Annotated in this window: 18 protein-coding genes, 2 riboswitches and 1 other annotated feature; of the genes, 2 read left to right on the top strand and 16 right to left on the bottom strand. The window is 35.9% G+C overall.

Going from position 1 to position 16,773, the window contains the following annotated elements:
* Position 1: 1 nt before the first annotated feature.
* From ABH961_RS02515 to ABH961_RS02460, 12 genes are all read right to left on the bottom strand, one after another.
* Positions 2 to 1,357: a sodium-dependent transporter gene (locus ABH961_RS02515; protein WP_000665462.1), complete on the bottom strand. Its 1,356-nt coding sequence runs from the start codon at positions 1,355 to 1,357 to the stop codon at positions 2 to 4.
* Between the two features lie 111 nt (positions 1,358 to 1,468).
* Positions 1,469 to 1,716 (bottom strand) — a binding site (T-box leader).
* A gap of 61 nt (positions 1,717 to 1,777) precedes the next feature.
* Complete coding sequence (locus ABH961_RS02510; protein ID WP_098077900.1) at positions 1,778 to 2,395, bottom strand: NAD(P)-binding protein; 618 nt, start codon at positions 2,393 to 2,395, stop codon at positions 1,778 to 1,780.
* Positions 2,370 to 3,125: a sirohydrochlorin chelatase gene (locus tag ABH961_RS02505; protein WP_098077897.1), complete on the bottom strand. Its 756-nt coding sequence runs from the start codon at positions 3,123 to 3,125 to the stop codon at positions 2,370 to 2,372. Before ABH961_RS02505 ends, ABH961_RS02510 begins: the two co-directional genes overlap by 26 nt.
* A 1-nt stretch (position 3,126) precedes the next feature.
* Positions 3,127 to 3,903, bottom strand: a complete 777-nt coding sequence (cobA, locus tag ABH961_RS02500; RefSeq protein WP_048544889.1) for a uroporphyrinogen-III C-methyltransferase — start codon at positions 3,901 to 3,903, stop codon at positions 3,127 to 3,129.
* A gap of 85 nt (positions 3,904 to 3,988) precedes the next feature.
* On the bottom strand, positions 3,989 to 4,189 hold the full coding sequence (locus tag ABH961_RS02495) for a DUF3906 family protein (protein WP_000366913.1): 201 nt from the start codon (positions 4,187 to 4,189) through the stop codon (positions 3,989 to 3,991).
* A 10-nt stretch (positions 4,190 to 4,199) separates the two neighbouring features.
* On the bottom strand, positions 4,200 to 5,822 hold the full coding sequence (locus ABH961_RS02490; protein WP_098077894.1) for a nitrite/sulfite reductase: 1,623 nt from the start codon (positions 5,820 to 5,822) through the stop codon (positions 4,200 to 4,202).
* Positions 5,823 to 5,833: 11 nt separating this feature from the next.
* Entirely contained in the window at positions 5,834 to 6,427 is a 594-nt protein-coding gene (gene cysC / locus ABH961_RS02485) for an adenylyl-sulfate kinase (RefSeq protein WP_098068891.1), read from the bottom strand.
* A gap of 12 nt (positions 6,428 to 6,439) precedes the next feature.
* Positions 6,440 to 7,576, bottom strand: a complete 1,137-nt coding sequence (sat, locus tag ABH961_RS02480; RefSeq protein WP_098077892.1) for a sulfate adenylyltransferase — start codon at positions 7,574 to 7,576, stop codon at positions 6,440 to 6,442.
* A 38-nt stretch (positions 7,577 to 7,614) separates the two neighbouring features.
* A complete protein-coding gene (locus ABH961_RS02475) occupies positions 7,615 to 8,319 on the bottom strand; it encodes a phosphoadenylyl-sulfate reductase (protein WP_098068892.1) in 705 nt (234 codons plus the stop codon).
* 86 nt (positions 8,320 to 8,405) lie between these two features.
* Positions 8,406 to 8,549 carry a YezD family protein gene (locus ABH961_RS02470; RefSeq protein ID WP_000116163.1) on the bottom strand — a complete coding sequence of 48 codons (144 nt, stop codon included), beginning with the start codon at positions 8,547 to 8,549 and terminating at the stop codon, positions 8,406 to 8,408.
* A gap of 72 nt (positions 8,550 to 8,621) precedes the next feature.
* A riboswitch (SAM riboswitch) is annotated at positions 8,622 to 8,730 on the bottom strand.
* A 116-nt stretch (positions 8,731 to 8,846) separates the two neighbouring features.
* Positions 8,847 to 10,163 (bottom strand): diaminopimelate decarboxylase, encoded by a 1,317-nt coding sequence (gene lysA / locus ABH961_RS02465; protein ID WP_048544900.1) that lies wholly within the window; start codon positions 10,161 to 10,163, stop codon positions 8,847 to 8,849.
* A 180-nt stretch (positions 10,164 to 10,343) separates the two neighbouring features.
* A riboswitch (Lysine riboswitch) is annotated at positions 10,344 to 10,525 on the bottom strand.
* An 89-nt stretch (positions 10,526 to 10,614) separates the two neighbouring features.
* Positions 10,615 to 11,010, bottom strand: coding sequence for a DUF3888 domain-containing protein (locus ABH961_RS02460; protein ID WP_001228833.1), 396 nt, complete (start codon positions 11,008 to 11,010; stop codon positions 10,615 to 10,617).
* A gap of 254 nt (positions 11,011 to 11,264) precedes the next feature.
* Here ABH961_RS02460 and ABH961_RS02455 point away from each other — a divergent pair, with 254 nt between their 5' ends.
* Positions 11,265 to 13,151, top strand: coding sequence for an LTA synthase family protein (locus tag ABH961_RS02455; protein ID WP_098077890.1), 1,887 nt, complete (start codon positions 11,265 to 11,267; stop codon positions 13,149 to 13,151).
* Positions 13,152 to 13,333: 182 nt separating this feature from the next.
* Positions 13,334 to 14,035, top strand: a complete 702-nt coding sequence (pssA, locus tag ABH961_RS02450) for a CDP-diacylglycerol--serine O-phosphatidyltransferase (protein WP_098077888.1) — start codon at positions 13,334 to 13,336, stop codon at positions 14,033 to 14,035.
* 29 nt (positions 14,036 to 14,064) lie between these two features.
* On the opposite strand, the gene ABH961_RS02445 is transcribed toward pssA, so the two are convergent.
* The 4 genes from ABH961_RS02445 to hisE form a co-directional block, all read right to left on the bottom strand.
* Positions 14,065 to 15,036, bottom strand: a complete 972-nt coding sequence (locus tag ABH961_RS02445; RefSeq protein ID WP_098077886.1) for an NAD(P)-dependent oxidoreductase — start codon at positions 15,034 to 15,036, stop codon at positions 14,065 to 14,067.
* 144 nt (positions 15,037 to 15,180) lie between these two features.
* Positions 15,181 to 15,348, bottom strand: a complete 168-nt coding sequence (locus ABH961_RS02440) for a DUF4025 domain-containing protein (protein WP_098077884.1) — start codon at positions 15,346 to 15,348, stop codon at positions 15,181 to 15,183.
* A 68-nt stretch (positions 15,349 to 15,416) separates the two neighbouring features.
* Positions 15,417 to 16,436 carry a histidinol phosphate phosphatase domain-containing protein gene (locus ABH961_RS02435; RefSeq protein WP_098077882.1) on the bottom strand — a complete coding sequence of 340 codons (1,020 nt, stop codon included), beginning with the start codon at positions 16,434 to 16,436 and terminating at the stop codon, positions 15,417 to 15,419.
* A gap of 13 nt (positions 16,437 to 16,449) precedes the next feature.
* Positions 16,450 to 16,773, bottom strand: coding sequence for a phosphoribosyl-ATP diphosphatase (gene hisE / locus ABH961_RS02430; protein ID WP_098048925.1), 324 nt, complete (start codon positions 16,771 to 16,773; stop codon positions 16,450 to 16,452).

The following is a 16,773-nucleotide window of genomic DNA, read 5'->3' as shown; positions in this document are numbered from 1 at the left end:
ATTATGCAAACATTTTAAATACGCCTATCGCATTTAAAAATACAATAATTACCGTTACTGGAATAACATAACGAAGCAAGAAGAACCAAATATTAAATAATGTTTTCCCTTTCGTTTCCGTAACTTCTAATTCTTTCATTAACATTTCTTTACTCATTTTATTTGGTACGAATAGCGAAATGGCTAGTACTCCGAGCGGCAGTAATACATTACTTACCGAAAAATCGACGAAATCAAAAAATGTCTTACCAAATATTTTCACATCACTCATAATTCCAAACGATAATGCTGACGGGATTCCAACTGCAAAAATAAGAATACCAATTAATAATGATGCTGACGGACGCTTTTTCTCATTATCTTTCGCAACAGATGCTACTACAATTTCAAGCATGGAAATCGCAGATGTTAAAGTTGCAAAGAAAAATAAAACTAAAAACATAATGAAGAAAAATTGTCCAAATGGTATTTTCGCAAATACTGCTGGAAGGACGATAAACAGTAGTCCTGGTCCTTCAGTCGGCTTAACGCCTAATGCGAAAATCGCCGGGAAAATTGCTAATCCTGCAAGTACTGTAATAAAAACAGTTAAACTTACAATAGATGTTGCTGATTTAGCTAAATGTTCTTCTTTCTTCAAGTACGAACTATACGTGACCATTACTGAGGCACCTACTGTTAGTGAGAAGAACGATTGTCCCATCGCGTATAAAATCGTATCTGCTGTCAGCTTTGAAAAATCTGGTTTTAAGAAGAACTCTACCCCAGCAAAAGCACCATCTAGTGTTAACGCACGAATAATGATTGCAATAAACAAAATAAATAATAGCGGCATCATATACTTACTTGCCTTTTCTATTCCCTTCTCTACACCTTTACTTACTACAAAAATAGTACAAAGCATAAAGATAAATTGCGCTCCAATCGCACTTACTGGATTTGAAATCGTTTCACCAAATAATTTTCCATAATCAACAACACCATTCCAGAAGCTACCTGTAACACTATAGTATAAGTACAGTAAAATCCATCCACCTACAACACTATAAAAAGAGAGTACACTAAAACAAGTAACAACTCCCATGCGACCAATCCAAGGATATAACTTGCTATTTGGCACCAATACTTTATACGCTGTAACTGCCTCTTTTTGAGTACTACGTCCAATAACAAATTCAGCTAAAAGAAGCGGCATACCTATAAATACAGTTAATAGTAAAAATACAAGGAAGAATGCGCCTCCCCCACCATTACCTGCAACATACGGAAATTTCCATATGGCACCAAGACCTACTGCGGCTCCGGCTGCTGCGAGTACAAAGCCTATTTTCGACGTCCATTGCTGTGTTTCTTTCATCATAAATTCTCCTTTTCTGAATATTTAAACTTTTGTTAATTATACACTTTCATTTCATACTCGCACACCTCCTTTAGAAAATAAAAAAGTCCCCTACACGCAAATATGCATGTAGAGGACGATATATGTAATGTAAATACCGTGGTACCACCTCAATTGGATTGATAAATCCCACTTGTTCAAGTACAGGAAAATTCCGATACTCTATCCTTTTAACGGCGGAACCCGGGTTGCCTACTACAATGTTCAACATACCTCTCGCAAGCCCATTCTGTATATTTTATCGTACCGGGCTCACACCTTCCCCCAGCTCTCTGAACGTATCAAATATACATACTCTTCTTGCTCATCGATTTCATTTATTGAAGTTACTTGTGATTATAAATTATATTTTTATAGTTGTAAAGTACAATTTACTCATTATCCTATATGAACTCTTCTCTCTAATTCTTGTAAAAACAATTCTCTTTTTTGTTCATTTTGAACATATATCGACTTTAATACTTCTTGCAACAATATATTTCTCTCTCTTTTCTCTAATTGTAATTCTTTCACTTTTATTCTAACTTCGTATAAAAAATCAAGATACGATCCATACGCCTCATCATATTTATTTGCGATATCATCACGAATTTTTTTTGCAAGTTTCGGACTCGCTCCTCCGGTAGAAACAGCTACATTCAATAATCCACGATGAATCGCCGCCGGAAAATGAACATTGCCACTTTCCGGGTTCGTAATAACATTTACTAATTGATTTTCTGCGCTATCTTCAGCAATTTGTTCATTTAATAAGGCATCACTACTCGCTGCAACAACTAAAAAAGCACCTTGAATATCACTTTTTTCATACTCCCTTTGATACCAACGAATTTGCTTTTCTTCCACTAGTTTCACTAAATTCGCATCCAATTCAGGACTTATCACAACTATATCCGCACCTTGTTTTAGTAAAGGAATAATTTTGAATCCCGCGACTTTTCCTCCACCAATGACAACAACACGTTTCTTCTCAACTCGCACTGTAAGTGGATACATATTGATCTCCCTTCAATAATTTCTTCGTTTTCTGAATTAACATATATTGAAATGCTTCATTCTTTCCTAAATACGGACTTATTTTTATCTCATCCAACTCATATTGGCGCACTTCTTTTTCAATATGTTTCATAAGTAAACCTGTAAATAATAAGTAAGGCAGTACAACGATATTCTTTTCTTTTCGTTCAACAACTTCCTTTAACTTCTCCTCAAATTTCGGCTCGGCAGCCGCTAAATAACAAACCTCTACTTTTTTAATTTTCTCTTCATGTTGAAATAAAGAAGCAATCCAGTTTATATCTCTTAATACTTCAGGATCACTACTCCCTCTTGCTACGAGAAGTAGCGTCACTTCATTCTTATCTTCCTGTTCAATGCCACTTCCACTATACACCGATTTCACAAGTGTTTCTGATACACCAAACGGGTTACCGTAGGTCACTTTAACATTCGAAAATTGATTATTTAACTTTTCCAATTCAAACGGTATATCTTTTTTCACATGACCTGCCGCTAATAAAAAAACTGGAATAACAATAATCTCTGTAGCACCACGCTTCACACATGTACGGAACCCTTCATTAATCGTTGGGCTCGCTAACTCTAAAAAACAAACTTCTTGAATACTTGCCTCTACACGGTTCATGCATGACGTAATAAATGCAACCGCTTCTTCTTTAGCTGCTTTCAAACGACTTCCATGGCATATATATAAGACGGCTTTCATTTTATAACACTCCACTTACTTGATAGGTACTTTCTGTCTGTTTCTCAAACCAATGGATTTTTTCTCGAAAACGGACCACTTCTCCAATTACAATCATGCTCGGATTTTGAATTTGTTCTTTTTTTGCAACATCCACAATTGTTCCTAACGTCCCTACAACTGTGCGCTGCATTGATGTCGTTCCCCGTTCAATAATAGCAGCAGGTGTACTTTTGTCTTTTCCATGCTTCATCAGTTGTTCACATATGTAGGGTAAATTGCTAACCCCCATATATACAGCTAAAGTCTCTACACCTTTCGCTAAATTTTCCCACTTCACTTCTTCTTCAGCACCTTCTTTCCTATGCCCTGTCACAATAGCAAAACTTGCACTTGCATCACGATGTGTCACTGGAATGCCAGCATAAGCAGGAGCAGCTATCCCAGCTGAAATACCAGGAACGATTTCAAATGGTACACCTTGCTTTGCTAACGCTTCAGCTTCTTCTCCTCCTCTACCAAATACAAATGGATCGCCGCCCTTAAGCCTCGTTACAACTTTTCCTTTTTTCGCATATTTAATAAGAAACGTGTTAATCGTCTCTTGCTTCATCGTGTGATAATTTGGTAGTTTTCCGCAATAAATTAAATCCGCTTCAGGCTTTGCATGGGAAAGTAACTCTTTATTCACGAGACGGTCGTATAAAATAACATCTGCCTTCTCAATACATTTCAACCCTTTCACAGTAATTAAATCTGGATCACCAGGACCTGCACCAACGATATAAACCTTCCCCATCATCTCTCCTCATTTCTACTATTAAAGTGAAACTTCCATCCTTATATACGAATGGAAGTTTTCATTATTTCGTATTACCTTTTTCCTACTCATGAATAACAAATGCTGCACCTTTTCGAATCTTCTTTTTTTCAAATAGAGAAATCTCCTTTACTTCTGGTAACGGTAAAAAATGCTTTTCAAGCTCTATCTCCGCGAGCTTAAATGCCTGTTCTTCACTTTGAGCAACAACAACAATCGGAACAATACTATTTACTAACACAGCTTCAAATCGATATAAATCCATATTGTCCCTCCTAAGACGCTATTACTTCTTCTAGCACGTTATTTAACGCTATTTGTAATGTCTCTACACCAACACGGCCGACAAAATCATAAAACGTTTCAACTGGTAATTTATTCTCTTTGAAATAGCTTATAAATGATGCAAGTACATCAGGTAGATCCTCACCATCTATTTTCCCTTTTAACTTTTGGTTATAAGCACCGCCATCTAACAGCGTTCCACCTACGTATATTTCAAATGCTTCAACAATTCCTTTTTCCTTCGTTTTCATTTTCACCCCTTGCAATCCAATGTCAGCAATTTGACGTTGCCCACATGAATTCGGGCATCCTACCATATGAATACGAACTGGAACATCGAGCGCAATTTGTGTATCTAAGTACTCTGCGATTTTGCGTAATCTTTCTTTCGTTTCTACTAAAGCAAGATTGCAATACTCAATACCGGTACAGGAAACCGCATGACCAATAAATGATTTAGGACTTGCTGATATGGCTTTAAATAACGGCTCATTTAGTAAACCTGTTACATTTTCTGGCGGAACATTCGGAATAATGAAATTTTGCGAATTACATGTACGAATCTGTCCATTTCCATACTGCTTAGCAATTCTTGCAATCTCAAACATTTCTTCTGCATGTAGACGTCCTACCGGCACATTAAAACCTACATATTTTAGTCCATCTTGTTTTTGATCTTGAACACCATAAAAGTATCCCGCATTCCATCCTTTGAGAGCACTTTCTCCTTTACTTTGCAATGGTCCTATATACTCTATTAGTTTCTCTTTAAATTTCTCTGCTCCCCAGTCTGCAACTAGAAATTTCAAACGGGCTAAATGACGTTTTTCACGGTATCCAAAATCACGGAATATCGTAGCAATCGCAATTGCTACCGCCTTCACTTCTTCTGGTAAAACGAATACATCTAATTCATCAGCTAAATATGGACGGGCTGATAATCCACCGCCTACTTTTATATGAAAACCAACTTTTTTCTCACCATCTATCTCTTTCGTTGCAGGTGTAAATGCAACACAGTTAATCTCTGCGTTTGCTGAATTATAAATGTTAGAACTAATAGACATTTTAAATTTACGCGGTAAGTTAGAAAACTCTTCATTATGTTGGAAATAATCATATACCTCTTTCACAATACCCGTTGTATCAAACAGTTCATTTGCATCAATACCAGCAAGTGGATTCCCTGTAATATTACGCGTTATATCACCACACGCCCCCGCTGAAGATAACCCAACTCTTGCTAATCTTTTGAAAATATCTGGAATTTGATGAATTTCTAACCAATGAAACTGAATCGCCTGTCTTGTCGTAATATCTATTACGTCACGCCCATAATCCTCAGCGATAGAAGCAAGCACTTCTGCCTGTGCATTCGTAATAATCCCTGAAGGTATATTTACACGCATCATAAAATATCCAGCTTCTTTCGGTCTTTGTAAATATAACCCTGCCCATTTGAATGCGTCCCACTCTTCTTTCGGAATAGATTCGAAGCCATTTTCTGCATAGTAAGGAATATCATTAAAGATTTCCAGTCCATCTTTTTTCAATTTATTTTTCTCAGTCTGATTTAATTTTTCATTGTTAGCCCATACTTTTTCATAACTCATTTTTTATCCCCCTATATAAAACTACGCTCTTGTAAGTACTTCACGATTTGTTCTGCACATTCTTCAATAGAATACTTGTGCGTTTCTACAATTAACTCTACTTTCTCTGGCTCCTCATACGGTGAATCAACACCAGTAAACTCTTTAATATCACCCTGTCTTGCCTTTTTGTATAATCCTTTTGGATCACGTTTTTCACACTCTTCAATTGGACATTTTACAAACACTTCTATAAACTCATCTGCTGCTAATAGATCTCTAACTTGTTTTCGGTCTACTCGAAACGGTGAAATAAACGCTGTAAGAACAACAGTACCTTGATCTACAAATAGCTTCGCCACTTCACCAATCCGTCTTATATTTTCCATACGATCACTTTCAGAAAAACCTAAGTCTTTATTTAAACCGTGGCGTACATTATCTCCATCTAATACATAGTTTCCAATATTCTTTTCAAATAGTTTACGAGCAACCGCGTTCGCCACCGTAGATTTACCTGAAGCTGATAGACCAGTAAACCAAACTACAAAACTATGATGCCCATTTCTTACTCTTCTCTCATCTTTTGAAACAGATGCTGTATGCCAAGTAATATTCGTATCCATGTCATTCTCTCCCTATTCTGTTACTACTTCTTTTTTCAAACCTTTAATTAGCACTTCCACTACTTCTTTACGACTAAATGTACTCGGCGGAACCTCACCGTTTCTTAATAGTTCTCTTACTTTCGTACCTGATAAAATGACATGATCCTCTTTTCCGTGTGGGCATGTTTTCGTCGAAGCCATCGCTTCACACTTCGTGCAGTAAAAACTATGTTCAAAAAATAATGGTGTAATCCCTAATTCTTCCACTGTAAAGTTTGTAAAAATTTCTTGTGCTTCATAAGTCCCGTAATAATCTCCTACTCCTGCATGATCACGCCCTACGATAAAGTGGGTGCATCCAAAATTCTTTCTGACTATTGCATGGAATATCGCTTCCCTCGGTCCTGCGTAACGCATTGCTGCAGGAAATACACCTAAAAAGACACGATCTTTCGGATAATAGTTTTGAAGTAATACTTCATAGCTTTCCATCCTTACATCAGCAGGAATATCGTCCGACTTCGTTTCCCCAACGAGTGGATTTAAAAAGAGACCATCTACAATTTCAAGGGCAGATTTTTGAATGTATTCATGGGCACGATGTACCGGATTTCTCGTTTGAAATCCAACCACTGTTTTCCAACCACGTTTTTTAAATGCTTCTCTCGTTTCAATTGGATCTAAATGATAAGAAGGAAACGGATTATTTTCAAAGCGTTTTGTAAGAATAATAGCTCCCCCGACATAAACGTTCGGTCGTTCATATAATTTTTTCACTCCTGGATGAACCTCATCCGTCGTTTTATACACAAGTAACGCTTCTTTTTCCTTGTCAGGCACAAAAATATCTTCTATTTGAATGACACCATATACATTTTCAGCATTAACAAGTTTTACTTCCTCTCCAGCTTTTAAACTCTCTGCTACTTCTTCTGTTACTGGTAATGTAATCGGTATACTCCATATGCTCCCGTTTGCTAAGCGAAGCGTTTCTACGACCGAATCATAATCTTTCTTTCCTAAAAAACCAGTAAGTGGGCTATATCCCCCTGTCGCTAATAGCTCTAAATCACTTAACGCAATGTTGTCTAGTTCAATTTCTTTTTCGATTTGTGATACGTCGTAAGTCTCGTCTATACGATTTATTAATTCGTTTCTTGTACTCATTTTCTATTTCCTCTCTTAGCTTTATTTTCAAATTCATCTTATTGGTAATGAAGACCACATTCTGTTTTCACTTTCCCAGACCACCTACCATCTCTCGAATCGCCACCCTCACCTACAGGTAACGTACACTTCTCACACCCAATACTTGGATATCCAACATCATGCAGCGGGTTATACGGTAAGCTATGTTTGTATACATATCGCCACACTTCTTTCCACGTCCAATGAATGAGTGGACAAACTTTAATAGATTGAAAGCGATGATCTTGATTTATAAACTTTGTATGCTTACGTGTTTCTGATTGTTCCCTCCTTAAGCCCGATATCCACGCTTTTTCCGCTGCCAATGATTTTTCTAACGGTAAAATTTTTCTAATTTTACAACAAAGATTCGGATTACTTTCCCATAATTTCTCACCATGCAACTTCGCTTGTTCATCAAGCGTAAGTTCCGGCTGTTTTTCTATAATATTTAATGAAGGAAATCGTTTACGCACTTTTTGAATTAATTCATACGTTTCTTGAAAATGAACATTCGTATCTAAAAATACAACTTTAGCAGATGGATTTACTTGGTTTATAAGATGCAGCAATACCATCCCTTCCACTCCGAAGCTACATGCGTATACAATTTCATTTTTATATTCTTTATAAGCCCAACTTAATACAGATAGCGCGCCTTTCGTTTCATCTTCTTCTGAAAATGAAACATTATTTTCTTCCCACGTTTCATACGTCAACATGTTCTTTCCCCCTGTAAAAGCAAAAAGACGGTTTTAACCTAATATAATAGGTTAAAACCGCCTCTAGTTTTTCTAGTCAGCGCTTTTTACTTTAAACGTACCTTTTCACTTTTCTCTAATTGAATGACTTTCCCATCTTGCACAACAATTGTAATTGAACCATATTTCATATCAGCAAGCATCGCTTGAATTTTCTCAGATACTTCCTCAAAATGTTCCCGTACGCTCACGCGAACAGCCCCCCTTTTTATTCATAAAAAAAATCTTTCCCATTTCGAAAAGACTGTTCGGTAATATATTTTACCTTATCTTTCAAAATGGATTCCATTTTGCTGGATTTAGCACCTTGCTTTCTATAAGCAGGTTGCCGAGCTTCTTCGGGCCAGTTCCCTCCGCTTCTCTTGATAAGCTTTGTATTTGTATTTTATCACAATTCTGATTTTTTTCAATCCTAGTTTTCCGATATATTTTAATTATTTTATTTTATAAAAAAGGAATTGCCCATCCGAACAACTCCTTTTTCCCATTCACACAAGTTCTTTAATACGTATGCGATCGTTCCCAATAATATTTTCATATGTTTCACGCTCTACAACAATTTGTGATGTGCCGCCTTTCGCGAAGACGACAGCTGGTCTACGAATCCGATTATAATTATTCGCCATCGAGTATCCATATGCCCCTGTACAAGAAATTGCTAATAAATCGGCTGAAGCAACTTTCGGTAGAGTGATATCCCAAATTAACATATCTCCACTCTCACAGCACTTCCCAGCAATCGAGACAAGTTCCTCATTCTCATCATTCCCTCGATTCGCTAACATCGCTTCATAACGAGCGTTATATAAAGCAGGTCTTAAATTATCAGTCATCCCACCATCCACTGATACATATTTCCGAATACCAGGAATGTCTTTCACAGATCCGACTGTATAAATTGTCGTTCCAGCATCCCCTACAATACTACGGCCTGGTTCAACCCATATTTCTGGCAGGGGATAATTACATACTGTAAATTGTTCCCTCACAGCACTTGTTACAGCTCGCACATATGTCTCAAGAGTTAATGGTGTATCTGACTCTGTGTAGCGTATTCCGAATCCTCCGCCTACATTTAGCACTTTTACTACATAGTTTGTTCGCTCTCTCACTTCTTCTAAAAATTGACGAAGAACTTCAATCGCTCGCACAAAGCCGGCCGTTTCAAATATTTGTGATCCGATATGTGAATGAATTCCTAACACATTATAATTTGATTTTTGTAAAGCAATCTCAATTACTTGCATCGCTTGACCATTTGACACGCCAAATCCAAATTTCGAATCATCTTGGCCTGTTGTAATATATTCATGTGTGTGCGCCTCTACTCCGGGCGTTACACGAATTAATATGTTCACAAATTTCCCATGTTGCACTGCTAAATCATGCAAAATTTCTAATTCTAAGAAATTATCTACGACAAAACAACCAATATTCGCCTGAAGAGCCATCACAATTTCTTCTTCTGTTTTATTATTGCCGTGAAAATGAATGCGTGATGCCGGAAATCCTGCTTGCAGCGCAGTATATAATTCTCCTCCAGAAACAACATCTAATGACATATTCTCTTCACGAGCCACTCGGCACATCTCCATGCACAAGAACGCCTTGCTTGCATATGCTACTTGATAAGAGAAACCACTTTCTTTAAACGCACGATGAAACGCGCGGCACTTTCCTCGAATAGACTCTTCATCGTATACATAAAGTGGTGTTCCGTATTGTTTTGCTAGCTGCGTCGTATCGCACCCTCCAATTTCTAAGTGTCCTTGCCCATTGATTCGGCTTGTGCCGTGTAAATACATTTGAATTCCTCCCTTATTTCCTCTAAAACTCATAACCCCAATCTTCTATTCATTGCAGCACGCTTTTAGATAGACAAAAAACGCGCGGAACAATGTTCACACGCGTTTCTTATTAGGAAAAATATATATTGAAAAAATAAACGAGTTGTTATCTCCTCAAAATAAGAAACCGCATCAACATCTCCAAATAGCTCTCCATAAAAGAAATATTATGACAGTACTACATTTATTCAATGTAGTCCCAATATATGAATAAGATGGTTATTCTTATATTTCGGCAATAGTCCCTTTCAACCTATGATCACAGATTCCATTAAATCTCCCATAGCTTACTCTTTCCTATCGCGGCCTCTACCTTTGAGAGTAGATGAGGTAAGTCTATTTAATTTTCAAACATCTAATTGTTGCTATTAACAATACCAAAGGACCATTTTATTTGTCAAACAATTTTTTATATTGTTTTTTTACAGTTTAATTTCGTATCATTTGGTAAGCGCTTTACTGAAATCTTTGACACTTCCCATTCGCCTTCTTCATTATTAAATGTAATCGTTACCTTCTCAAATGGTGGAGCAATTTTCCCAGCAACTCGTTCATACTTCGTTACTTCAATACTTGCTTGAAATAAATATGTACCGCTATACACTTTTTTTAAACTAATAATTTTAGGACATTGATAAGGCTTCAAGCTCCCATATTGTTTTTCAATTGCTTTATTTATTTTCGGAAATAAAACAGAATAAAGGGCATCTTCCATAAGAGGTGCATCATATTGGGCTACCGACACACTCGGTGAAGCAAAAAGTATAACACTACTGCATACTATAAAATATAATAATTTTCGCATTATAACCTCCGTATTATTACACGATTCTTTCTGCGCACGATAATTATCATACATAGAAACTCCGTTTTATTGTCTCCCACTGCCCTTTTTCTACTCAATTATTATAAAAAAGTCCACAACTCTCTTTTATTTTCGTATAATGATACTCATAGTATAATAAACATAATAACAAAGGACTGTTCGTATATATAAAATGAGGCGCTAATCAAACCGGCTCACAAGAACTGTCATGCTTTTTAGGAGAGGAGTATATTATGCTACAACGCCTGTTTCCAAAACTGCGATTTGCACTCGTTGCAGTCGTTTTATTATGGATAAAAACATATATTGTGTACAAGCTAGCATTTGATATTAAAATTGATAACTTCTTTGAAGAATTTATGCTTTTTATTAATCCACTAGCTGCGTTACTTTTATTTTTCGGTTTTGCTTTACTTGCATCTAAACACCGAAACCGCATTATAGTTGGAATCAGTTTTATACTGTCCTTTATTTTATTTGGAAATGCAATGTTTTATGGGTTTTATAACGATTTCGTTACGTTCCCAGTTTTATTTCAAACAAATAATATGGCTGATTTAGGGACAAGTATAAAAGAACTCTTTACGTACAAAACATTACTTTTATTTGCAGATGCAATTATTTTAATGTTTCTTTCACGTAAATTCCCAGCATTTTGCGACAAGACGCCACTTTCTCGCTCTGAGAAGCGAACTTTCTTTAGCGGTGTAACAGCTCTATTAGCATTACAAATTGTCGTTTCAGTTATTTATAAGCCACAAATGTTCTCACGCTCATTTGATCGTCAAACTGTCGTGAAAAATTTAGGTTTATACACATATCATCTATTTGATATTACACTTCAATCTAAATCTTCGGCTGAACGTGTATTTGCAAGTGGTGACGGATTCTCTGAAATTAAAAACTATACAGACTCAAAAGATAAGCAAGTTGATAAAAACTTATTTGGAGCTGCAAAAGGTAAAAATGTAATTTTGATTTCAATGGAATCTACACAAAGTTTTGTTATTAATAAAAAAATAAATGGAAAAGAAATTACTCCATTTTTAAATGAATTTATTAAAGATAGTTTTTATTTCGATAACTTCTATCATCAAACGGGACAAGGTAAAACTTCTGATGCTGAATTTATCGTTGAAAATTCGCTTTATCCGTTAGACCGCGGTTCTGTATTCTTTACTCACGCAACAAATGAATATACAGCTACACCAGAACAATTAAAAAAATACGGATATTCTTCTGCTGTCTTCCATTCAAACGATAAAACGTTTTGGAATCGTGATGTAATGTATCCTGCACTTGGATATGATCGTTACTTTAATTTAAATGATTACGTAGGCACAGAACAAATGTCTGTCGGTTGGGGATTAAAAGATAAAGGGTTCTTTGAACAATCGATTCCAAAGCTAAAATCTTTACCACAACCGTTCTATACAAAATTTATTACTTTAACAAATCATTTTCCATTTCTTCTAAATCCAGAAGATCAATATGTTGATGAGTTTAATTCGGAAAGTGGTGTTGTAAACCGCTACTTCCCAACCGTTCGTTACACGGATGAAGCTCTTAAACTATTTATTAAACAATTAAAAGAGGAAGGACTGTATGATAATTCCGTTATTGTCATTTATGGAGATCATTACGGTATTTCTGAAAACCATAATGCAGCTATGGCTCAGTTCCTTGGTAAAGACGCTATTACACCGTTTGATTCTATGCAATTACAACGCGTCCCTCTCATTATTCATGTACCTGGTCAAGAAGGAAAAGTCATTTCTAAAGTATCTGGTCAAATTGATATTAAACCAACGCTACTTCATTTACTTGGTATTAAAACAAATCAATCAGTTGAATTTGGAACTGACCTATTTATTAAAGAAGAAGATCCACTTATGGTAATGCGTGATGGTAGCTTCGTTTCGGAAAACTATGTTTATACAAAAAACATGTGCTATAAACGAAATACAGGTGAAGAAGCGGACATTTCATTATGTCAACCAAATATTGAAAAAGCAAAAACTGAATTGAAACTCTCCGACAAACTCATTTATGGAGACTTATTACGTTTCGACCCTAACAATCATTATAAAACCGGAACAATGACAACGAAATTTGAATAGCGCCAGAAGCAACTTTTATAAAAGTTGCTTCTTTTTTCACTTATTTTTCAAATCATTCCGCTATGAAATCTTTCACAAATTGGGAATTTTTTTCGTATGAGGAAGAAATTTATGGTATGATAAAATAAGTAAAATTTCATAAACTAATTAAGAATTTATTACAGAAAGCAAGGGATCAGATTTTGTATAGAGCAGCTATTCCAAACTTATTTACGCTCGGAAATTTATATAGTGGATTCTTGTCAATCGGCTATGCATCTTTAGGATATTATAAATCAGCTGCTATTTTAGTACTTATCGGGATGATGTTAGATAGTCTTGATGGACGTGTTGCTCGTTTATTACGTGTTGATTCACAAATGGGAAAAGAGCTTGACTCGCTGGCGGATGTCGTAACATTTGGTGCAGCACCTGCTGTTCTTATGTATTACACATCTTTCTCCAATTACGGAATCATCGGACTATACATAGCGGGATTATTCCCTCTTTTCGGAGCATACCGTTTAGCACGATTTAATGTAACACCATCTTCTACTTCAATGAAATATTTCACTGGCGTACCGATTACAGCAGCGGGAGGGCTTGTTGCTTTCTTAACATTATTTTCACATACCATTCCAAAAATCGTTCTTATTACAGTATTTGTAACGTTCGCATTTTTAATGGTGAGCCGCATTCGTATCCCAAGTTTAAAAGATGTACCAATTCCACGATATAGTATCATTATTACACTATTTTTAGTTGGAATCATTATAACAATGTACCAAACAGGGTTCGGTAATTTTTCTGTTTTCTTATTCATTGCTATTCCACTATATATTTTGTATATGCTATCTCAATTTCTTAGACAAAGACCATCTAAAAGAACAAATAAAGAAAAATAAGAAACCTTCCGGAATCGGAAGGTTTCTTTTTATTTTGTAACTACTACTTTTTGATTTACAGGTGTTACAGGCTCTTCCCCTTTTAATACGGCTAAAATATTTCTTACTGCCATTTCAGCCATCGCATCACGAGTTTCGAACGTTGCATTTCCTACGTGAGGAGCAAGTACTACATTCTTTAATCCTTTTAGCTCTTCTGTAATTTTCGGTTCAAATTCAAATACGTCAAGAGCTGCTCCTTCAATTTCATTCGTTTTTAATGCATGAGCAAGTGCCGCTTCATTCATAATTGGTCCACGTGAAGCATTTACAATATACGCTGTTTTCTTCATCATTTTAAACTGTTCATCATCAATCATATGATGCAATTTCGGATTATAAGCACAATTAATTGTAATAAAGTCTGCTATTTGTAATAATTCTTCCAATGTTACATATGTTGCTTCCAGTTCACTTTCAGCTTCAGGCTTTCGATTTGGACCTGTATATAAAACATTCATTCCAAACGCTTTCGCACGCTTTGCAACTGCCTTTCCGATTTCTCCAAGCCCAATAATTCCAATTGTTTTACCATGTACTTCACGGCCTAAGAAAAATAATGGCGCCCATCCATTAAATCCAGTTGTACGACATAATGTATCGCCTTCAGGAATTCTACGTGCAGCTGCTAAAAGAAGTGCAAATGTTAATTCTGCTGTCGCTTCAGTTGATACTTTCGGTGTGTTCGTTACCGCAATCCCTTTTTCTCCGGCATACGAGTAATCAATATTATCGTAACCAGCACCGTAGTTTGCAATAATCTTCAAATTAGGTGCCGCATCAATAACTTCTTTTGTCACCTTTGTAGAAAGTAGACTTAACAATGCATCTTTATCTTTTACACGATCTGTTAATTCATCTAAAGAAATTAACGCATCTTTATCGTACATTTCTACATCATGATCCTTTAATAGTTCTAATCCGATTGCTGGAATTTTCCCTGCTACTAATATTTTTGCCACTACTAACACCTCTTCTATAAAAAATAAGATATCTCTTATCTTTCATTGTAAGAAATCCACCTATAAAAACCAAGGAATTTGATTATAGTTTTGAAAATCGACACTTTTCCACAAAAAAAGAGGAGATGCAAGTCTCCCCTCTTCTTATGCCTTTTCTTGCGATTGTTTTCCAAGCTTCACATCGATCGTTCCTTCTGCAACTGTATCACTAATTTGTTCCTCAATAACGGATTGAGATGTAGCATTCGTTTCAGAAGTATACGCTTGTTCCTGTGCACCTTGTACATTTTGTTTATTTTGTTGTTTCGTCATTTCTTTACCCTCCTTTTTATTCTTTCTTATTTTGAACAAAAAGGTGAATTTTCATCAAAAAATCGTGATCATTTTGAAATTGTTACTTCTTCTTCCAGTAATCGCATCGTTCTGACTCGTTTCGTAAATGTAGCTAAATGCGAAATATCATGATTGCGTAACGTCTTTATATTCTCTTCCACATATTTTCCTAAATCATGCGGATAATGAGCATCTGAGGAAAGTGTAATCGGGATCCCATGCTTAGCTAATACTTGTAAATATAGTGGACTCGGGCACATCTCGCGCACAGGGTAGCGATAGTACAACCCCGCATTTATTTCCGTTGCCGTATTAGTTTCTACTAACGCACGCGCAATTTCCGTATAATAAGAAAGTTGTTCATTCTCATCTAGCCGGTAGTTAAATACTTTTATGTTATCAAGATGGGCTATTATATCAAATAACTTAGAACGAACTGCACGATCCACCGTTTTGAAAAACGTATCATATAAAACATATAAGTCATGTTCCTTAAAATATTCTTTCGTATCTGGATTATCAAATCCCCAGCCATTTAAAAAATGAACAGAACCTATTACATAATCAAAATCCCCTAATGCGAGTAAAGATTGTAATTCTTGTTCACCACCAATAAAATAATCCGCTTCAATTCCAAGTTTAAGCGTAACACCTCTTTTACTCCATCGTTCTTTCGCCTCTTCAATTGCCTTTGTAAAATCATGTAGTGACGCTACCCTTACTTGGTCTAACCATTCCTTCTGTAAATGACCAAGCCTCGAATTACTAATATCGACATATCTTTCATAGTATTCTTTCGCTTCATAAAAACGGTATAAATGATCGACAATCCCGACTTCTTTTATACCTTTTCGCAAAGCTTCTTCTAAATATAAATCAATCCATTTCACCGTAAATGGCCCTTCTTTCACACGTCTTTGCAGGCGTTCTTGTGTTTTCACAAGCCATTCCATAGAATGTTTTTCTTCTTTAAGTGGTTCATAATGTTGCAGTGCTTCATTTATTTTAGCTAGCCATCCTATTGAATATGGCCCTTCTTCTAAATGAATGTGATAATCCACCTTCATCTACATTTCCCCCTTATAATGTATCTATTTCTCTCCTGTCTCCTACTCTCGAATGCTTCCCATTTCTTTCTTTCACTTCCTCCATAATATCTTCTAATGGTATATTTTTTTCGGCTAATAAAACGAAGCAGTGATACATTACATCAACCATTTCTTTCACTAACTCTTCTTTATCATTATTTTTAGATGCGATAATTACTTCGGAACATTCCTCACCAATTTTCTTTAAAATTTTATCTTCCCCTTTTGAAAACAAGTAATTTGTATATGATTCAGGAAGCGGACTTCTCTTTCGTTCTTCAATTGTTTCAAATAGTAATGTAAAGGCGTTTTTCAT

This window comes from Bacillus sp. RC251 (assembly GCF_044908765.1).
GTDB classification, from domain to species: domain Bacteria; phylum Bacillota; class Bacilli; order Bacillales; family Bacillaceae_G; genus Bacillus_A; species Bacillus_A wiedmannii.
This window is presented reverse-complemented; position numbering and strand designations above follow the sequence as displayed.